This is a genomic window from Lentzea sp. NPDC059081, from assembly GCF_042738015.1.
Taxonomy (GTDB): domain Bacteria; phylum Actinomycetota; class Actinomycetes; order Mycobacteriales; family Pseudonocardiaceae; genus Lentzea.
Window position 1 is genome coordinate 495,153 of record NZ_JBHYGW010000001.1, and the last position, 18,504, is coordinate 513,656.

Below are 18,504 nucleotides of genomic sequence, written 5' to 3' on the forward strand. Positions count from 1 at the left end.
GCGGAGCTGATGCGCAGGGCGGTGTTGATCGCGGTGGCGGTGGTTGTCACCATCGTCGCCGTGGTCTTCGCCTTTCAGCGCAAGCTGGTCTACTTCCCCTCTCCCGGTCCGCTGCCGTCCGCGGAGGACGTGCTGCCCGGCGGCCGCGACGTCCGGCTGGTGACGGCGGACGGTCTGCTGCTCGGTGGCTGGCACTTCGAGGTGCCGGACGCGCCCGCGACGGTGATCGTGTTCCCCGGCAACGGCGGCAACCGGGCCGGCCGGGCGCCGATCGCCGAGGAGCTGACGGCGCGCGGGTTGTCGGTGTTGCTGTTCGACTACCGCGGCTACGGCGACAACCAGGGCAAGCCGTCGGAGGAGGGCCTGACCTGGGACGCGCGGGCCGCGCTGGACCTGGTGGACGGGCCGGTGGTGTTCTTCGGCGAGTCGCTGGGCGCGGCGGTGGCGGCGGAGCTCGCGACTCACCGGGCCCCGAAGGGCCTGGTGCTGCGCTCGCCGTTCACGTCGCTGGCGGCGGTCGGTTCGCACCACTACCCGTGGCTGCCGGTGCGGATGCTGTTGCAGGACACCTACCCGGTGCTGGAGCGGGTGTCGGCGCTGGACGTGCCGACGGTGGTGCTGCTGGGCACCGCGGACTCGGTGGTGCCGCCCGCGCAGAGCCGGGAGGTGGCGACGGCGGCGCGGGCGACGCTGGTGGAGGTCGCGGGCGCGGACCACAACGACGAGGTGCTGAGCTCGGGCCCGCAGGTGATCGACGCGATCGTGTCGGTCAGCCGGGGGTGATCTCGCCGGAGCCGCGGCGCACCAGCGCGGCGGGCACGACGGCGTGCACGGGCGGTGAGGTGTCGCCGTCGATGCGGGCGAAGATGAGCTCGGCGGCCTTGCGGCCGATGCCGGGCACGTCCTGGCGCACGACGGTGATGCCGGGGTCGACCATGTCGGCGAGCGGAAAGTCGTCGAACCCGATGACCGCGACGCCGCGGTGCAGGTCACGGGCCCGCAGTGCGCGCATGGCGCCGACGGTGACGAGGTTCTGGGCGGTGAACAGGGCGGTGGGCGGCCGGTCGAGGCAGAGCAGCTCACCGGTGGCGGCCTCGGCGGGGCCGGCGCCGTGCAGGTCGGTGCGCACGAGCTCCTCGCGCAGCGTGAGACCGGCGTGGGCGAGGCCTTCGAGGTAGCCGGTGTAGCGCTCCTGGCTGGTCCACAACGTGCGGCGGTCGCCGAGGAACGCGATGGCGCGGTGCCCGAGGGCGGCGAGCCGGGTGACGGCGTCGCGGGAGCTGGCGCGGTTGGTGGTGGTGACGCAGTCGGTGCCGCCGAAGGTGGGCGGCCGGTCGACCAACACCATCGGAGTCCCCCGTTCGCGTTCCTGCTGCAGCGCGTCCTGGTGGCCTCCGGCGGCCATGACGACGACGCCGTCGACGCGCCGGGCGGACAGGGAGACGAGCAGTTCGCGTTGCAGCGCGTGGTCGTCCTCGCTGCTGCCGGCCAGGACGAGGACTCCGCTGTGGCGGGCGCGGTCTTCGACGGCGCGCAGCAGGGCGGAGTCGAACGGGTTGGACAGGTCCTCGAACAGCACGCCGATGGTGGCGCTGCGCCGGTCGGAGCGGCGCAGGCTGCTGGCGGTGAGGTTGGGCCGGTAGCCGAGCGCGCGGGCGGCGGCGAGGACGCGGTCGGTGACCTCCCGGCCGGCGCCGGGCTGGCCGTTGATGACGCGGGAGACGGTCTTGGTGCTGACCTTCGCCACCGCGGCGACGTCGCGCATCGTGGGCTCGCGTCTCGGTTGGTTCATGCTCACCGCCTGTGACGATCCTTGCGTCATCGTTGACGCAACGGTATACCCGTCTGGTTACTCGTAGCTGCTCTCCCACTACATCAGGTGAGCACGACGGGAGAGCCGGTTACGTCAACGATGACGTAGGAGTGGTCATGCGCAGAACGGTCGGGGTTTTCAGCGCAGCGGCGTTGCTCGTGGCGGTCACCGCGTGCGGATCCGGTGGCGGCTCTTCCGGCGGCTCGACGCTGGTGGGCCTGGTCACGAAGACGGACACGAACCCGTTCTTCGTGAAGATGAAGGAGGGCGCGCAGCAGGCGTCCTCGTCGGCCGGGGTGACGGTGCAGTCGTTCGCGGGCAAGCAGGACGGCGACAACCAGACGCAGGTCGACGCGGTCGAAAACCTGATCGCCTCGGGCGCGAAGGGCATCCTGATCACGCCGAGCGACTCGAAGGCGATCGTGCCGTCGGTGGACAAGGCCCGGCAGGCGGGTCTGCTGGTCATCGCGCTCGACACGCCCCTGGAGCCGGCGAACGCCGCGGACGCGACGTTCGCGACGGACAACTACAAGGCCGGTCTGCTGATCGGGCAGTGGGCGAAGGCGAAGTTCGCGAAGGACGGCAAGCAGGCCAAGATCGCGCTGCTGGACCTCAACCCGAACCAGGTGTCGGTGGACGTGCAGCGCGACCAGGGGTTCCTGGAGGGCTTCGGCGTCGACGTGAAGGACAAGACCCGCATCGGCGACGAGTCCGACCCGCGGATCGTGGGCCACGACGTGACCAACGGCGACCCGGCGGGCGGCCGCACGGCGATGGAGAACCTGCTGCAGAAGGACCCCGGCGTCACCCTCGTCTACACGATCAACGAACCCGCGGCGGCGGGCGCGTACGAGGCGTTGAAGGCGGCGGGCAAGGAGAAGGACGTCGTGATCGTGTCGGTCGACGGCGGCTGTCCCGGCGTGAACAACGTCAAGGCCGGGGTGATCGGGGCGACCTCGCAGCAGTACCCGCTGAAGATGGCGCAGCTCGGCGTGGAGGCGGTCGCGAAGTTCGCGAAGGACGGCTCGAAGCCGCAGAACACCGACACCGGCGTCACCCTGATCACCGACCAGCCCGCCGACGGCGTGGAGTCGAAGGACTCGGCGTTCGGCCTGCAGAACTGCTGGGGCTGAGCCGATGGCCGTGGTGGAGTCCCGCGACCGGTCGCCGCTGACCCGCGTGCAGCACGTGCTGCACGCGCAGGCGACGATCGGGCCCGCGGTGGTGCTGCTGGTCGCGGTGGTCGTGTTCGCGCTGCTGTCGGACCGGTTCCTGACGCCGGGCAACATCTCGCTGGTCCTGCAGCAGGTGGCGGTGGTGGGGACGCTCGCGGTGGGCCAGACGATCGTGATCCTGACGGCGGGCATCGACCTGTCGTGCGGGGCGATCATGGTGCTCACGTCGATCGTGATGGCGAAGGTGGCCTCGTCGACGGGTCTTCCGGGGCTGCCGGCGTTGCTGCTGGGGTTCGCGGTCGGCACGCTGTGCGGGCTGCTCAACGGGGTGCTGGTGACGCGGCTGAAGCTGCCGCCGTTCATCGTCACGCTGGGCACGCTCAACGTGTTCTTCGCGGTGAACCTCTGGTACTCCGGCAGCGCCACGATCCGCGGCACGGACATGCCGTCGTTGCTGCTGTTCACCGGGCAGACGTTCACCGTCGGCGGCACGCGCATCACCTACGGCTCGATCATGCTGGTGGTGCTCGTGGCGGTGATGGCGTTCGTGCTGAAGAACACCGCGTGGGGCCGGCACGTCTACTCGACCGGTGACGACCTGGAGGCCTCACGCCTGTCGGGGATCCGGACCGCGCGCGTGCTGCTGAGCGTGTACGCCACGGCGGGACTGATCTACGCGGTGGCGGCGTGGACGTTGATCGGCCGGATCGCGTCGGCGAGCCCGCAGGCGGGGCAGACCGACAACCTGGACTCGATCACGGCGGTGGTGATCGGCGGGACGTCGCTGTTCGGCGGCCGCGGCGCGGTGGTCGGGTCGCTGATCGGCGCGTTGATCGTCGGCGTGTTCCGCAACGGCCTGGCCCTGGCGGGCGTGGACGTGCTGTGGCAGACGATGGCGGTCGGTGTGCTGATCATCGTGGCGGTGTCGCTGGACCAGTGGATCAGGAAGGTGAAGACGTGAGCACCCCGATCCTGCAGGCGAAGGGCCTGGTCAAGCGGTACGGCAGGGTGACGGCGCTGGCGGGCTCGGACCTGGAGCTGCTGCCCGGCGAGATCCTCGCGGTGATCGGCGACAACGGCGCCGGCAAGTCGTCGCTGATCAAGGCCCTGTCCGGGGCGGTGGTGCCGGACGAGGGCGAGATCTTCCTCGACGGCGAGCCGGTGTCGTTCTCGACGCCGCTGGACGCGCGGCGGGCGGGGATCGAGACGGTGCACCAGTCGCTGGCGGTGGCGCCGTCGCTGGACATCGCCGCGAACCTGTTCCTGGGCCGCGAACGCCGCCGGCCGGGCGTGCTGGGGTCGGTGTTCCGGATGCTCGACCGCCAGGGCATGCGGGAGGAGGCGCGCCGGCAGCTCGACGCGCTGGGGATCATGACGATCCAGAACCCCGGCCAGGCGGTGGAGACCCTGTCGGGCGGTCAGCGCCAGGCCGTGGCGGTCGCGCGGGCGGCGGCGTTCGGCAGCCGCGTGGTGATCATGGACGAGCCGACGGCGGCGCTGGGCGTGCGGGAGTCCCGCGCGGTGCTGGACCTGGTCCTGCAGGTGCGGGAACGGGGGCTGCCGGTGATCCTGATCAGCCACAACATGCCGCACGTGTTCGAGGTCGCCGACCGGATCCACATCCAGCGGCTGGGGCGGCGCAAGGCGGTGGTGGACCCGTCGTCGGTGTCGATGTCGGACGCGGTGGCGATCATGACGGGCGCGATGGAACCGCCGGAGTAGCCGGTGCGCGACCTCGTCCGGTGGCTCACCGGGCGAGGTCGCGGATCACGGACTCGAGCGGGGCGATGACGTTGCGGGAGAGCATCAGCTCCTCGGAGACGAGCACCCGGTCCTTGGTGAGCCGCTGCCAGAACTGGCCTTCGACCGGGACCTGGAACACCTCGAGCCGGAAGAGCGGCCGGTAGCCCTGTTCCCGTTCGAGGTCGGCGACGACCTCCTGAACCCAGGACGTGAAGCTGACGCGCAACTGGTCGCGCCGGGCAAGGCTCTCCGGCCCGGCGGCGTCGAGCCAGCGGCGGTAGGCCGCGCGCAGCTCGTCGGGCAGGCCGAGGGGTTCGCGACCGAAACCCATCATGACGCTGTCGCGCCACCACCGGTCCCAGTCCTCGACGATGCCCGGCTGGATCAGGGTCTCGGTGTAGGGCGGGACCGGTGGGACGAGGGGCGGAACGGCACCGGCGGCCGGTGTGTCGATGCCGAGCGCGTCCCGCACGAACAGGGGGAACGTGCCGCCGTCGCCGCTCGAGATCACCCACGTGGAATCCCCCGGGAAGCTCATGCTCCACGGTAGCGGCTCCCGGCGGCGTGCTAGAGCGGAACGGCGTCGAGCGCCTTGAAAATCCTCTTGTCGCTCACGGTGTAGCGGGTGCCGATGGTCTGGGCGAAGTAGGACAGGCGCAGTTCCTCGATCATCCAGCGGATCTCGTCGAGCTCGGGCGCGGGTTCGTCGGCGGGGGTCTGGGCGCGCAGCTCCCGGTACTCGGCGTGGACCTCGTGGACCTTGGCGGTCCACTCGAGGTCGCGGCGCGGGTTCTCGGGCAGCTTCTCGACCCTGCGGGAAATACCCTTGAGGTAGCGCACCAGGTCCGGGAGCCGGTCGTACCCGGTGTGCGTCACGAAACCCTTGTACACCAACGAGTTGAGCTGGGCACGGATGTCGTTCGCGGAGTCCGGGGCACCCTTGAGGCCGCTGAGCTTCAGCTCGGCTTCGTGGGCGGCTTCGAGGACTTTGCGGACCTCCTGCACGACGACCCAGGTGGTGTCGTTGAGCGCGGCCTGGACCTTCTTCAGCTGCGCGGCGTAGGACTTGGCGTCCCACGCCGGTTCGCCCATGAGCCGGTCGACGGCGGCCATGATGCAGTCCGCCAGCAGCGCGGCGACGCTGCCGTGGGGGTTGCGGGTGAGGGCGAGCTTGGCGGCGTTGTCGAGGTGGCGTTGCAGGTGCTTGACGGGTGAGTTGATGCCGAGCAGCAGGAGTCTGCGCACGCCGCGGCGGTGGGCGTAGGCCTGCCGGCCGGGGGTGTCGAGGACCTTGATCGCGACGGTGTCGCCGCGGTCGACGAGCGAGGGGTAGGCGGTGACGGTGATGCCGGACTGCCGTTGCTCGATCGTGCGGGGCAGGGCGTCGAGGTCCCACGTGGTGAGGCCGGTGCGTTCGAGGTGCCCGGCCGCCTGGGACAGCGACTCGCGGACCTCGTCGCGCAGCTTCTCCTTGAGCGCCGCGATGTCCTTGCCCTCGGCGAGGGTGCGGTTGTGCTCGTCGACGACCTGGAAGGTGAGCTTGAGGTGGTCGGGGACGGCGTCGAACTGCCAGTCCTCGCGGTGCACGGTGACGCCGGTGAGGGCTTTGAGCTCGCGTTCGACGCCGCCGAGCAGCGACGTCTCCCCCGGCTTGATCCTGGCCAGCACCGCGGTGGCGACGTCGGGCACGGGCACGAAGTTGCGGCGGATCTGCTTGGGCAGCGACCGGATCAGCGCGACGACGAGGTCGTGGCGCAGGCCGGGGATCTGCCAGGAGAACGCGTCGTCGTCGAGCGTCGTGAGCGCGGGCAACGGGAGCTGCACGGTGACGCCGTCGTTCTTGGTGCCCGGCTCGAAGTGGTAGCTCAGCGGCAGCGTCAGCTCGCCCTGGCGCCACTGGTCGGGGTAGGCCTCGGGGGTGACGTCGGCGCGGTCGTTGACCAGCATCTGCTTGGTGAAGGTGAGCTGGTTCTTGTCCTTCTGCTTCTTCCACCAGGAGTCGAAGTGCCGGGCGGACACGACCTCCGGGGCGACGCGCTGGTCGTAGAACTCGAACAGCGTCTCCTCGTCGACGACGATGTCGCGGCGCCGGGCGCGGTTCTCCAGCTCGCCGACTTCCTCGAGCATCGCCCGGTTGGTGTGGAAGAACCGGTGGTGGGTGGTCCACTCCCCCTGCACCAGGGCGTGGCGGATGAACAGCTCGCGCGACAGCTCGGGGTCGATGCGGCCGTAGTTGACCTTGCGGCCGGCGACGATCGGCACCCCGTACAGCGTCACCTTCTCCAGCGCCACGACAGAACCGCGCTTGGTCTCCCAGTGGGGTTCGGAGTACTGGCGTTTGACGACGTGCTCGCCGAGGCGTTCGGCCCACTCGGGTTCGATCTTGGCGACGATGCGTCCCCACAGGCGGCTGGTCTCGACGAGCTCCGCGGCCATCACCCACTGCGGTGGTTTCTTCGCGAGCGCGGAGCCGGGGAAGATCGCGAACTTGGCGTTGCGGGCGCCGAGGAACTCCGTCATGGGGCGGCGTTTCTCGTTCGGTGCCTGCTTCTTGAGGACGTCCTTGACGCCGATGTGGCTCAGCAGCCCGGACAGCAGGGCGATGTGGATGTTGCGGGGGTCGCCGGGCTGGTCGTTGAGGTGCATGCCGATCTGCTTGGCGACCTGCCGCAGCTGCAGGTAGATGTCCTGCCACTCGCGCACGCGCAGGTAGTTGAGGAACTCGGCCTTGCAGCGCTTGCGGAACTGGTTGCCCGACAGCTCCTTCTGCTGCTCGCGCAGGTACTCCCAGAGGTTGAGGAACGTGACGAAGTCGGATTCCTTGTCCACGAACCGCGCGTGCTGCTGGGTGGCGGCCTCCTGGTGTTCCTGCGGCCGTTCGCGGGGGTCCTGGATGGACAGTGCCGCCGCGATGATCATGACCTCTTTGAGGCAGCCGGTGGTGTCGGCCTCGAGCACCATGCGGCCCAGGCGCGGGTCGACGGGCAGGGCGGCGAGCTTGCGGCCGGTGGGGGTGAGCGTCTTCTCGGCGGCGTTGATGGCGCCGAGCTCCTGCAGCAGGCCGATGCCGTCGTTGATGTTGCGGGCGTCGGGCGGGTCGATGAAGGGGAACTTCGCGACGTCGCCGAGGCCGATGTTGGTCATCTGCAGGATGACGCTGGCGAGGTTGGTGCGCAGGATCTCCGCGTCGGTGAACTCCGGGCGTGCCTCGAAGTCCTCCTCGGAGTACAGGCGGATGCAGATGCCCTCGCTGACGCGGCCGCAGCGGCCCTTGCGCTGGTTGGCCGACGCCTGGCTGATGGGCTCGATGGGCAGCCGCTGGACCTTGAGGCGGTGGCTGTAGCGGGAGATGCGCGCGTTGCCGGGGTCGATGACGTACTTGATGCCCGGCACGGTGAGGCTGGTCTCGGCGACGTTGGTGGCGAGCACGACGCGCCGGCCGGTGTGGCGCTGGAAGACGCGGTGCTGCTCGCCCACGGACAGCCGGGCGTAGAGCGGGAGGATCTCGGTGTTCTTGAGGTCTTCTGCTTTGAGGGCGTCGGCGGTGTCGCGGATCTCGCGTTCGCCGGAGAGGAACACGAGGATGTCGCCGGGCCCTTCGGCCTGCAGCTCGTGGACGGCGCCGACGATGCCCTGGGTCTGGTCGTCGTCCTCGTCGAGGGGCCGGTAGCGGGTCTCGACGGGGTAGGTGCGGCCGGAGACCTCGATGACGGGGGCGTCGCCGAAGTGCTGGCTGAACCGCTGCGGGTCGATCGTGGCACTCGTGATGACGATCTTGAGGTCGGGGCGGCGCGGCAGCAGCTGCTTGAGGTAGCCGAGCAGGAAGTCGACGTTGAGGCTGCGTTCGTGGGCCTCGTCGATGATGATCGTGTCGTAGCGGGACAGGGTCCTGTCGGTCTGGATCTCGGCGAGCAGGATGCCGTCGGTCATGAGCTTGACCAGCGTCTCGTCGCCGGACTGGTCGGTGAAGCGGACCTTGTAGCCGACGGTGTCGCCGAGCTTGGTGCCCAGCTCCTCCGCGACGCGTTCGGCGACGGTGCGGGCGGCGATGCGGCGGGGCTGGGTGTGGCCGATCTGGCCGGTGATCCCGCGGCCGAGCTCGAGGCAGATCTTGGGCAGCTGGGTGGTCTTGCCGGACCCGGTCTCGCCGGCGACGATCACGACCTGGTGGTGCGCGATGAGCTCTTTGATCTCGTCCTTGTGCTGGCTGACGGGGAGCTCTTCCGGATAGCTGATCTTCGGGACGGACTCCCTGCGCAGCGCGACCTTGAGGGCGGCCTCGTCGATCAGGGAGGAGATCTCCTCGGCGATCTTGCGGCGCGCCATCGGGTCTTTGACCTTGCGTACGCCGTCGAGGCGCCTGGCGAGCCGGCGTTGATCACGCGGCATGAGCTCGGGCAGGCGTTTGTGCAGTTCAGCGAGCGGGGTGTCCATTTGGGTTCAAGGATAGTCAGGCCGTGCGAATCGTTCGCGCCAATAACTACCCCACCTGCCTGACCAGGTCAAACAGGTGGGGTGGCCTGGCGGCTGGCCGGCCGGGCGATGGTGGTTCTCGGCCGCGGGAGTTCTCGTCGCGTTCCGCCGCCTGCCTTGGCCGGCCTCCCTTCCACAGCTCGCGCTCTCCGGTCCCCGGTGACGCCCGCCTTTCCCGCGATCGCCGCTCCCGCGCCTGCTCTGAGCTGCGGCGATGCCGGTGCGTCCAAAATTGTCAGACCCCCTCGCTAGCGTTCTCGGCATGGACCTGAACGCGTTCTGGGGCCTGGTGGAGTCCTCCGCTGCGGAGACCTCCGGCCAGGACGAACGGCTGGAGTGGCTGACGGCCGCTCTGGCCGCGCTGCCGCCCGGTGAGGTGGTGGAGTTCGCGGTGCGGCTCGACGAGGTGCGACGCCGGGTCGACACGTGGGAGCACTGGCAGGCGGCGGACCTGATCTGCGGCGGGCTGTGCTCGGACGACGGGTTCTTCTACTTCCAGGCGTGGCTGGTCGGGCAGGGGCGGGCGGTGTTCGAGGCGGTGGCGGCGTCGCCGGACGCGCTGGCCGGGCTGCCGCACGTCCGGGTGCTGGCTTCGCGCGGTGGTGTGCACGCGTGGGCCGATGACGACTGGCCGGACTGGGAGGGCCTCGACTACGTGGCGGACGAGGCGTTCGACGGTGATCTGGAGGCGGTGCTGGCCGAGCGGGGGCTGGAGCTGCTGGCGTCTCCGGATCCGGAGGGTGAGCAGTTCGACTTCGCGGACCCGGCGGAGATCTCCGCGCGGGTGCCGAAGCTGGGCGCGTTGTTCGGAAAGGTGGCGTGATGGACGTCCCGGTGGAGGTTCCGGTGGATGCCGCGGCAGGTGCTCCGGTGAGTGCCGCAGTGAGTGCCGAGGTCGACGTTCCGGTGGACGTGGTGGTGTGGCGGGCTCCTGGTCCGGCGTCGCTGCCGGAGGCGGCGGCCCGGTACGCGGAGCTGCGGTCCTCGCCGTTGGGGGCGTTCGAGCCGTCGGTGGCGGCGTTCGTGCGGGAGTTACGCCGGACGTCACCGGATCCGTCGTCGCCGGTGTCGTGGGACGAGGCGCTGACGGTGGGCACGGACGCGGTGATCGTGCACGTGGTGTGGCCGGGGCAGCGCCGGGTGCTGGATCTGGTGGCGTTGCTGGCGCAGCGGCACGGGCTGGTGTGCTACGAGCCGGCGCGCCAGGTGGCGATGTCCTGACGCAGCGCCGTTTTCGTGGCGGCGGGGGCGAAGGAGGCGTCGACGGCGTTGGTCGCGAGGGCGGCCAGGGTGTCGTCGTCGAAGCCGAGCTCGTCGCGCAGCAGCCGGTACTCGTCGGTGAGCGTGGTGCCGGTGGTGGCGGGGATGTCGGTGCTGAGCGTGACGGTCAGCCCGGCGGCGAGCAGGTGTGGCACCGGGTGGGAGGAGACGGATTCGACCAGTCCCAACGCGACGTTGGACGACGGACAGGCTTCGAGGGGCGTGGCGCGGTCACGCAGCAGTGCGACGACTTCCGGGTCGTCGAGGGCGCGGAACCCGTGCCCGATCCGGTCGGCGAGCCCGACGGTGACGGCTTGGGCGACGCTGTCCGGCCCGCAGCACTCCCCCGCGTGGTGCACGAGCCCGACGCCGGCTTCGCGCGCGGCCCGGAACACGGCGGCGAACGGGGTCAGCGGGTGGTTCTCCGCTCCGGCCATCCCGATCGCGACCACCTGTGGGTGCGCGAGGGCCAGCCGGAGCGAGGCCTCGAAGCGTTCGACCGACCTCTTGCGAGGGTGGTCCACGATCACACGGCATTCGATGCCGTGGGCGGCCTGTCCTGCGGCGAGCCCGGACAACACCGCCTCGAGCGGCATGTCCGGATCCGAGAGCCGTTCCCCGTGCGCTGCCGCGGTGAACGTCACCTCGGCGTAGCGGGTCCCCTGCGCTGCTTCCTCGGCGCAGAACTCGTACGCGACGCGGTGGAAGTCCTCCGCTCGCCGCAGGCAGTCCCGCACGAGTCCGTTGTGCTCGGCGAACTTCGCGAAGTCGTCGAACGGCCCGGTCCGCGCCCGCACGTCGACCCCGTGGTGGTCGGCGAGCTCGGCGAGGGTGTCCGCGCGCACCGTGCTCTCCAGGTGCACGTGCAGGTGGGCTTTGGGCAACGCCGCAAGATCACGCATGGGACGCGACGCTACCCAGGCCCACCCGCCGGACGCCCGGCATTTAGCCGCCGGTGAGGCCGCGCGGCCGAGCGGTCCGCGCGGTGAGGGCCGGCAGGGAAGGTCAGCGCAGGGAAGGCCGGGCAGGAACGGGTTGCCCTCCCCGCCGTTGACTGCCCGCCCTCGCCTGCCTTGCCCGTCAACCGGTTCCGGCCGCGCTACCCGGCCGTGTCACCCGGCGAGGAACCGGACCGCGTCGTCGAGCTCGTGCGCGGGCACTTCGCCGTGTCCGCCGGGGTTGGCGTGCAAGGACTTCCGCGGTCCGGCGAACGCGTCGAACAGCGCGAGTCCGGCGTCGCGCGGGACGAGCTGGTCGTCCCACTGCAGCAGGAACCGCACCGAGGCGGTGATCGTCGTAGCGGCCAGCGTCAGCGCGTCGGTGGCGCCGACCAGCCCGAACACGGCGGTGCGGATGCGGGGTTCGGCGGCGGCGAGCGGGATGCCGAGCGCGCTGCCCATGGACACGCCCCAGAAGCCGACGTCACTGCCGGTGGCACCCCCGAGCGGCTCTACGAGCGTGTCGAGGACGGAGCGCCATTCGGGGATGGCGCGGGCGGCTTGCAGGGCGTTGTACTCGGCGACGACCGCGGTGGCGTCGCGTCCGGTGGTGAGGCGGGCGCGGATCTCGGTGGCGTAGTGCTCGTCCTCGGGGGTGCGGGGGCGGTCACCGTGGCCGGGTGCGTCGAGGGTGACGACGGCGAGTCCGGCGGCGGCGCAGTGGTGGGCGCGGGCGGTGCTGCCGAGGGCTCGTTTGTGCTGGCCGCCGCCGTGGGCGCTGAGCACGAGGCCGGTGGGGTCGCCGGCGGGGGTCCAGAGGACGCCGGGGACGCCGTCGTGGTCGAAGTCGCGTTCGGTGATGCCGTCGGACGTCGTGGTGGTGCTGGTGTAGCGCATGGTCGTTCGCCTTTCGGGTGGCTGCTGGAGCGCTCCCGTGGCGACGCGCGCTGAAGGCGTCAGGCCGTGCGGGTGGAGGAGCGCCCATCGGTGTTCACCGCGTTGATGGGTCTCACCTCCTCCGGTCGATCGCGTGCGGGTGATCTTAGCAAGGCTCCCGGCGCAGTCCGGCGAGGGCGGCGTCGAGGATCGGCTGCCGGTACTGCGGGGTTCCGGTGATCTTGGCGATGGCCATGACGAGGTCGAGGATCTGGTCGAGGTCGAGGTCGTCGGCGATCTGGTGCGCGTCCTGGGCGGCGGCGAGCAGGGGCCGGCCGGCGGCGACCATGCGGCCGCGGCTCTGGAAGACGGGGTCGGTCCGGTCGGTGTGCTCGAGCAGGCCGAGGACGACGGGCCGTTTGGTGGTGACGTACCGGAAGAACCGGCGCAGCCAGGTCGTGAGCCGGTCGGCGGGGGTGTCGCCCTCGACGGTCGAGGCGGCGGCGCAGACCTCGTCGACCTCGTCGACGAGCAGGGCTTCGAGGAGCTCGTGGCGGGTCGCGAAGTTGCGGTAGAGGGTGGCCGAGCCGACGCCGGACCTGCGGGCGACCTCGGCCATGGACGTCTCGGGGCCGAGGTCGGCGAAGGCGGCGCGCGCGGCGTCGAGGATGCGCTGCCGGTTGCGGGCCGCGTCGGCTCTCCTGGCGGGTGGCTGGTCGGTCATGCGGGTGCCCCTTGCGTAAGTGGGGAGGGTGTCCATATATTTCCGGGCACCCTCTCCGTTTTCGTCGGGGACTCTATCGAACCTGGTCGGGGATCTGCGAATGAGCACTCCGAACGCTGTTTCCGCGCGTCCTGTTCGCCGTCGGCTGGTGCTGGCGATCTGTTGTCTGAGCGTGGGGGTGACCGGTGTCGACCTGTCGATCGTGAACGTGGCGCTGCCGTCGATCGCCGGGGAGCTGCACGCCTCGGTGAGCGGTCTGCAGTGGACGGTCGACGCCTACTCGCTGGTGATGGCGTGCCTGCTGGTGCTGTCGGGGTCGATGGCGGACCGCTTCGGCCGGCGCCGGGTGTTCCAGCTCGGGCTGGTGCTGTTCTCGGTGGGGTCGCTGCTGTGCGGGCTGGCGCCGGGGGTGGGGTGGCTGGTCGCGTTCCGCGGGCTGCAGGCGGTGGGCGGGTCGATGCTCAACCCGGTCGCGATGTCGATCATCGTGGGCGTGTTCACCGACCGCGCGCAACGGGCGCGGGCGCTCGGGGTGTGGAGCTCGGTCATCGGGGTCACGATCGCGGCGGGGCCCGTGCTGGGCGGTCTGCTGGTCGGCGGGGTGGGCTGGCGGTCGGTGTTCTGGGTCAACGTGCCGATCGGGATCGCCGCGGTGCTGCTGACCCGCCGGTTCGTGCCGGAGTCGAGGGCGGTGCGGGCGCGGGCGTTCGACCCGGCCGGTCAGGCGCTGGTCGTGGTGCTGTTCGCGTCGGTGGTCGCGGCGACGATCGAGGGTCCGCACCGCGGCTGGACGGACCCGTGGGTCGCCGGGCTGGTCGTGCTCGCCGTGCTGGCATTGGCCGGGTTGCTCGTGGTGGCGCCGCGGCGCGCCGAGCCGGTGATCGACCTGTGGTTCTTCCGCAGCCCGCCGTTCGCCGCCGCGAACGCGATCGCGGTGCTGATGGCGGCGGCGCTGGGCGGGTTCCTGTTCCTGACCACGCTCTACCTGCAGCAGGTGCGGCACCTCAGCCCGCTGCGGGCAGGGCTGATGATCGTCCCGCTGGCGCTGGCCCAGGCGGGGGCGGCCACGCTGTCGGGCCGGCTGCTCGCCGCCAGGGGCGCGCGCGTGCCGCTCGTGGCGGGTGGCGCGCTGCTCGCCGCGGGCGGGCTCCTGCTCGTTCCGCTGTCCGCGCAGACCGGGGTGGCGTACCTGCTGGCCGCGTACGCGGTGTTCGGACTGGGCGCGGGGATGGTCTCGCCGCCGATCTCCCAGACCGCGGTCTCCGGGCTGCCGCCCGACCAGGTCGGTGTCGCGGGGGCGCTGGCGGCCAGCGGCCGTCAGTTCGGCGCCTCGATCGGTGTCGCCGTCACCGGTGCGCTGGTGGCGGGCGCCGGGTTCGTCGGCTCGGGCGGTGCCCCGTGGGTGCTGCTCGGGAGCTGCGGGCTGGTCGCGCTCGCGCTCGGGGTCGTGTCCACCAGCCGCTGGGCCGAGGCGGCCGCGGTGCGCGCCGGCGCGCACCTGGCGGCGCCTGTCGCTGATCGGCGGCCGCAGTCCGCGTGATCCACTCTCGAATGATGGAGGCCTCGTCGATGACCGCACCCGAGTTGCAGACCACCCGTCGTTGCCCGTACGTGCCGCCGCAGGAGCAGACCCGCATCCGCGACACCGGCTCCGGGATCGCCCAGGTCACGTTGCCCAGTGGCCAGGTCGCGTGGGCGTTGAGCCGGCTGGAGCACGTCCGGTCGATGCTCACGGACGCGCGGTTCAGCTCCGACCGCCGCCACCCGGACTTCCCGCGGTTCACCCGCGAGCGGCCGACGTTCGACCTGTTCCGCCGGTCGATGATCCAGCTGGACCCGCCCGAGCACGGTCCCGCCCGCCGGGCCGTGCTGGGCGAGTTCACGGTGCGGCGCATCGCCGCGTTGCGCCCGCGCGTGCAGGAGATCGTCGACGAGCGGATCGACGCGATGCTCGCGGGCCCGCGGCCGGTCGACCTCGTGCAGGCGCTGTCGCTGCCGGTGCCGTCGCTGGTGATCTGCGAGCAGCTCGGTGTCCCCTACGCCGACCACGACTTCTTCCAGTCGCGCAGCGGGTCCCTGCTCAGCCGCTCCCTCACCGCCGAGACGAAGAGGACGGCGCTCAAGGAGCTGCGCGACTACCTCGCGGACCTGATCGCCGCGAAGGCCGCCGCACCGGCAGAGGACCTGCTGAGCCGTCAGCTCGCGCAGGGCAACGACCCCGAGGACGTGCTGTCGCTGGCGTTCCTGCTGCTGGTCGCCGGGCACGAGACGACCGCGAACATGATCTCGCTGGGCGTGGTGACGCTGCTGGGGCACCCGCGGGAGCTGGCGGCGCTGCGGGAGGACCCGTCGCGCACCCCGCTCGCGGTCGAGGAGCTGCTGCGGGTCTACACGATCGCCGAGTTCGCGAACGCCCGCGTGGCTGTCGAGGACGTGGAGATCGGCGGCGTGACGATCCGGGCGGGTGAGCCGGTGCTGGCGTTGAGCAACGCCGCCAACCACGACCCGGCCGCGTTCGAGGACGCGGACGAGATCCGGCTCGACCGGGGTGCCCGAAACCACGTCGCCTTCGGGTTCGGCATCCACCAGTGCCTCGGGCAGAACCTCGCGCGGATGGAGCTGCAGGTCGTCTTCGACACGCTGGCGCGGCGGATCCCGTCACTGCGGCTGGCCGCGCCGGCCGAGGAGCTGTCCTACAAGGACGACGTGCTGATCTACGGCATCCACGAGGTGCCCGTGACGTGGGAGGGGACGGCATAAACGCGATCGCGGCGCGGCGGGGCCGTCAGTAGGTTGCGGTGCCATGGTCGATGTTGTGCAGACGCGCCACGGCGCGACGGTGCTGATGTGCGCCCCGGACGGTCCCCCGATCGTGGACGAGCAGTCCGCGGTGGACCTGATCGGGACGTTGTGGGGTCAGGACGTGGGGTGGCTGGTGCTGCCGCTGGCCAGGTTGTCGCAGGACTTCCTGGTGCTGCGCACGAAGGTCGCGGGCGCGGTCGTGCAGAAGTTCCAGCAGTACGGGTTCCGGCTCGTGGTGGTCGGCGACATCGCCGAGCAGGTGGCGGCGAGCACGGCACTGCGGGACTTCGTCCGCGAGTCGAACCGGGGCCGGCAACTGTGGTTCGTGGCGGACGAGGCCGAGCTCGACGCCCGGCTCGCGGCGGCCGCCTGACCACGCAAGACCGGCCCTGTTGCATATCACTGGCAATAGCTAGGGTCGGGGCATGCAGATCCGTCGTTCCCTGTCGCACCACAGCGGCCCGCGCCGGTCGCCGCACGAGGTGCTGCGCCGGCTGAGCGCCTACGTCACGCCGGACACGGCACCGCAGGACCCGGTGCGGGAGCTGGAGGACCGCGTCGCCGGCCTGCTGGGCAAGCCGCGGGCGTTGTTCTTCCCGTCGGGGACGATGGCCCAGCAGGTGGCGCTGCGGGTGCACGCCGAACGCACCGGGCGCCGCACGTTCGCGGCACATCCGCAGACGCACCTGCAGGTGTGGGAGAACCAGGGCTACAGCGCGGTGCACGGACTGCGGCTGCACCCGGTGGGCGACCGCAACGCGCTGATGACCCTCGACGACCTGCGGGCCGCCGGTGAGCCGCTCGCGGCAGTGGTGATCGAGCTGCCGCAACGCGACATCGGCGGCCTGCTGCCCTCGTTCGAGGACCTGGCGGCACAGGCGAAGTGGGCGCGCGAGTCGGGGGCGGCCGTGCACTGCGACGGGGCGCGGTTGTGGGAGGCGCAGACCGGTTACGACGCGACGCTGGCGGAGATCTCGGCGTTGTTCGACACGGTGTACGTGTCGCTCTACAAGGCACTCGAAGGGGTGCGGGGCGCGGTGCTCGCGGGCGACGACGAGACGATCGCGCAGGCCGCGGTGTGGCGGCGCCGGCTGGGCGGGGCGGTCGTGGACGCGTGGCCCCTGGCGGCGGCCGCGTTGATGGGCATGGACGTGAACCTGCCGCGGATGCCGGAGTTCCGGGACCACGCCCGGCGCATCGCCGCGGCGGTCAACGCCGACGGGTTCGCGCACACGACCCCGGACGTGCCGGCCACTCCCCTGTTCCACGTCCACCTGCCACTGTCGCGGGAGGACGCGCAACGCGCCGCACGGAACCTGGAGGAGGAGACCGGCATCCGGCTGTTCCTGTACGCCCGGTCGAACCCGGACCCGCGCCGGTGCAGCTTCGAGGTGAGCGTGGGGATCAGCGGCCTGGAGTTCACGCCGGACGAGGTCGTGGAGTTGATCAAAGGACTACCATCGCGGGTGTGAGCCTGCCCGAACCCGTTCAGCACGCGCTGGTCAGGGTGTCGCACTCGGTGCTGATCGACGTCGACGCGCTCGCCAGGGTGCGCGAGCGGTTCGACGACGAGCAGGCGGCGTCGCTGTCGTCCTACCTGCGCAGCGCCCAGTCGCCGAACACGGTGCGCGCGTACCGGTCGGACTGGATCGCGTGGGCGGGCTGGTGTCAGGCAGAGGGCCGGCAGGCGCTGCCGGCCGATCCGCTGGACGTGGCGGTGTACCTGGCCGCGGCGGCGGACACGGTGAAGCCGGACGGGTCGCCGGCGTTCGGGGCGTCGACGCTGGAACGCAAGTCGGCGGCGATCGCGGCGGCGCACGCGGCGAACGGGCTGCCGAGCCCGACGCGCAGCGACGTGGTGCGCCTGACGTTGCGCGGTATCCGCCGCACCCGCAAGTCGCAGCCCCGCCGCAAACGCCCCGTGCTGCTCGACACCCTCGAGGCACTGCTGGCCGAACGTCCCGCGGACGGACCGGCCAGGGCACGCGACGCGTTGCTGCTGCTGGTGGGGTTCGCGGGGGCGTTGCGGCGCAGCGAGCTCGCGGCGATCGAGTTCGAGGACGTGTCGGTGGACGTGGACCCGCGCACGCACGAGCCGTTGCTGCTGGTGCGGCTCGGCACGACCAAGACCGACCAGACGGGCCGCCACCAGCAGTCGGTGGTGCTGCCGCGCGGCAGCCGCCGTCCGACGTGCCCGGTGTGCGCGTTCGCGGACTGGTCCGACGTGCTCGACGGCCGCGAGATCACCGAGAGCGGCCTGCACCGCTGCCACGGCTTCGACCGCTCCACCCGCACCGGCGCGGTGTTCCCGGTGATCAACCGGCACGGCGGCGTGGGCGGCAGGGCGATGTCGGGGCGCGCGGTGGCGGAGCTGGTGAAGCGGTACGCGCTCAAGGCGGGCCTGGACCCTGCGTTGTTCGGCGGGCACTCGCTGCGGGCGGGGTTCGCGACGCAGGCGGCGCTGGGCGGGGCGAGCGACCGGGAGATCATGCGCCAGGGCCGGTGGACCAACCCGCGCACGGTGCACCGCTACATCCGCACCGCCAACCCGCTCGAGGACAACGCGGTCACCCGTCTGGGCCTGTGAACTGTGACCGGGCTCTCAGTTCGGGAGTTGACCGTAAACAAGATCCCCTCCGGTCGAGCCGCGCCGGACGGAGCAGCGCGCTAGGCCGTCGGGCGGATTCGTCACCGGACGTT

Annotated in this window: 17 protein-coding genes; 11 read left to right on the forward strand and 6 right to left on the reverse strand. The window is 71.3% G+C overall.

What is annotated here, in order from left to right; all coding sequences use genetic code 11:
- Window positions 1-9: 9 nt before the first annotated feature.
- Window positions 10-783, forward strand: coding sequence for an alpha/beta hydrolase (locus ACFWV3_RS02465; RefSeq protein ID WP_382407357.1), 774 nt, complete (start codon window positions 10-12; stop codon window positions 781-783).
- Here the strand turns inward: ACFWV3_RS02465 and ACFWV3_RS02470 are convergent.
- On the reverse strand, window positions 770-1,792 hold the full coding sequence (locus tag ACFWV3_RS02470) for a LacI family DNA-binding transcriptional regulator (protein WP_382407359.1): 1,023 nt from the start codon (window positions 1,790-1,792) through the stop codon (window positions 770-772). The two genes, ACFWV3_RS02465 and ACFWV3_RS02470, sit on opposite strands and share 14 nt — an antisense overlap.
- Window positions 1,793-1,929: 137 nt before the next feature.
- On the opposite strand from ACFWV3_RS02470, the gene ACFWV3_RS02475 reads away from it, so the two are divergent.
- Genes ACFWV3_RS02475 through ACFWV3_RS02485 form a run of 3 tightly spaced genes read left to right on the forward strand, consistent with a single transcriptional unit; the run spans window position 1,930 to window position 4,710 of the window.
- Entirely contained in the window at window positions 1,930-2,946 is a 1,017-nt protein-coding gene (locus tag ACFWV3_RS02475) for a sugar ABC transporter substrate-binding protein (RefSeq protein ID WP_382407361.1), read from the forward strand.
- Between the two features lie 4 nt (window positions 2,947-2,950).
- Window positions 2,951-3,949 carry an ABC transporter permease gene (locus ACFWV3_RS02480; protein WP_382407363.1) on the forward strand — a complete coding sequence of 333 codons (999 nt, stop codon included), beginning with the start codon at window positions 2,951-2,953 and terminating at the stop codon, window positions 3,947-3,949.
- Window positions 3,946-4,710 carry an ATP-binding cassette domain-containing protein gene (locus ACFWV3_RS02485; protein WP_382407365.1) on the forward strand — a complete coding sequence of 255 codons (765 nt, stop codon included), beginning with the start codon at window positions 3,946-3,948 and terminating at the stop codon, window positions 4,708-4,710. Before ACFWV3_RS02480 ends, ACFWV3_RS02485 begins: the two co-directional genes overlap by 4 nt.
- Window positions 4,711-4,735: 25 nt before the next feature.
- On the opposite strand, the gene ACFWV3_RS02490 is transcribed toward ACFWV3_RS02485, so the two are convergent.
- Both ACFWV3_RS02490 and hrpA read right to left on the reverse strand, forming a co-directional pair.
- A complete protein-coding gene (locus ACFWV3_RS02490) occupies window positions 4,736-5,269 on the reverse strand; it encodes a hypothetical protein (protein WP_382407367.1) in 534 nt (177 codons plus the stop codon).
- 29 nt (window positions 5,270-5,298) lie between these two features.
- The gene (hrpA, locus tag ACFWV3_RS02495; RefSeq protein WP_382407370.1) at window positions 5,299-9,165 is read right to left on the reverse strand and encodes an ATP-dependent RNA helicase HrpA; all 3,867 of its coding nucleotides are present in this window, start codon (window positions 9,163-9,165) and stop codon (window positions 5,299-5,301) included.
- Window positions 9,166-9,466: 301 nt separating this feature from the next.
- Here hrpA and ACFWV3_RS02500 point away from each other — a divergent pair, with 301 nt between their 5' ends.
- Window positions 9,467-10,027, forward strand: coding sequence for a DUF4240 domain-containing protein (locus ACFWV3_RS02500; protein ID WP_382407373.1), 561 nt, complete (start codon window positions 9,467-9,469; stop codon window positions 10,025-10,027).
- Window positions 10,028-10,074: 47 nt separating this feature from the next.
- Window positions 10,075-10,425 carry a hypothetical protein gene (locus ACFWV3_RS02505; protein ID WP_382407375.1) on the forward strand — a complete coding sequence of 117 codons (351 nt, stop codon included), beginning with the start codon at window positions 10,075-10,077 and terminating at the stop codon, window positions 10,423-10,425.
- Here the strand turns inward: ACFWV3_RS02505 and add are convergent.
- The 3 genes from add to ACFWV3_RS02520 all read right to left on the reverse strand — a co-directional run bounded on the left by add (window position 10,392) and on the right by ACFWV3_RS02520 (window position 13,002).
- On the reverse strand, window positions 10,392-11,366 hold the full coding sequence (add, locus tag ACFWV3_RS02510; RefSeq protein WP_382407377.1) for an adenosine deaminase: 975 nt from the start codon (window positions 11,364-11,366) through the stop codon (window positions 10,392-10,394). The genes ACFWV3_RS02505 and add overlap by 34 nt on opposite strands.
- 210 nt (window positions 11,367-11,576) lie before the next feature.
- Window positions 11,577-12,299: an alpha/beta hydrolase gene (locus ACFWV3_RS02515; RefSeq protein ID WP_382407379.1), complete on the reverse strand. Its 723-nt coding sequence runs from the start codon at window positions 12,297-12,299 to the stop codon at window positions 11,577-11,579.
- Window positions 12,300-12,444: 145 nt separating this feature from the next.
- Complete coding sequence (locus ACFWV3_RS02520) at window positions 12,445-13,002, reverse strand: TetR/AcrR family transcriptional regulator (protein WP_382407381.1); 558 nt, start codon at window positions 13,000-13,002, stop codon at window positions 12,445-12,447.
- 100 nt (window positions 13,003-13,102) lie between these two features.
- Here ACFWV3_RS02520 and ACFWV3_RS02525 point away from each other — a divergent pair, with 100 nt between their 5' ends.
- The 5 genes from ACFWV3_RS02525 to ACFWV3_RS02545 are packed head-to-tail and all read left to right on the forward strand — an operon-like array spanning window position 13,103 to window position 18,391.
- Window positions 13,103-14,542 carry a DHA2 family efflux MFS transporter permease subunit gene (locus ACFWV3_RS02525; protein WP_382407383.1) on the forward strand — a complete coding sequence of 480 codons (1,440 nt, stop codon included), beginning with the start codon at window positions 13,103-13,105 and terminating at the stop codon, window positions 14,540-14,542.
- Between the two features lie 29 nt (window positions 14,543-14,571).
- On the forward strand, window positions 14,572-15,762 hold the full coding sequence (locus ACFWV3_RS02530; protein ID WP_382407385.1) for a cytochrome P450: 1,191 nt from the start codon (window positions 14,572-14,574) through the stop codon (window positions 15,760-15,762).
- A 43-nt stretch (window positions 15,763-15,805) separates the two neighbouring features.
- Window positions 15,806-16,177 carry a DUF4180 domain-containing protein gene (locus ACFWV3_RS02535; RefSeq protein WP_382407387.1) on the forward strand — a complete coding sequence of 124 codons (372 nt, stop codon included), beginning with the start codon at window positions 15,806-15,808 and terminating at the stop codon, window positions 16,175-16,177.
- 52 nt (window positions 16,178-16,229) lie between these two features.
- Window positions 16,230-17,276 (forward strand): threonine aldolase family protein, encoded by a 1,047-nt coding sequence (locus ACFWV3_RS02540; RefSeq protein ID WP_382407391.1) that lies wholly within the window; start codon window positions 16,230-16,232, stop codon window positions 17,274-17,276.
- The gene (locus tag ACFWV3_RS02545; RefSeq protein ID WP_382407393.1) at window positions 17,273-18,391 is read left to right on the forward strand and encodes a site-specific integrase; all 1,119 of its coding nucleotides are present in this window, start codon (window positions 17,273-17,275) and stop codon (window positions 18,389-18,391) included. Before ACFWV3_RS02540 ends, ACFWV3_RS02545 begins: the two co-directional genes overlap by 4 nt.
- Window positions 18,392-18,504 lie beyond the last annotated feature (113 nt).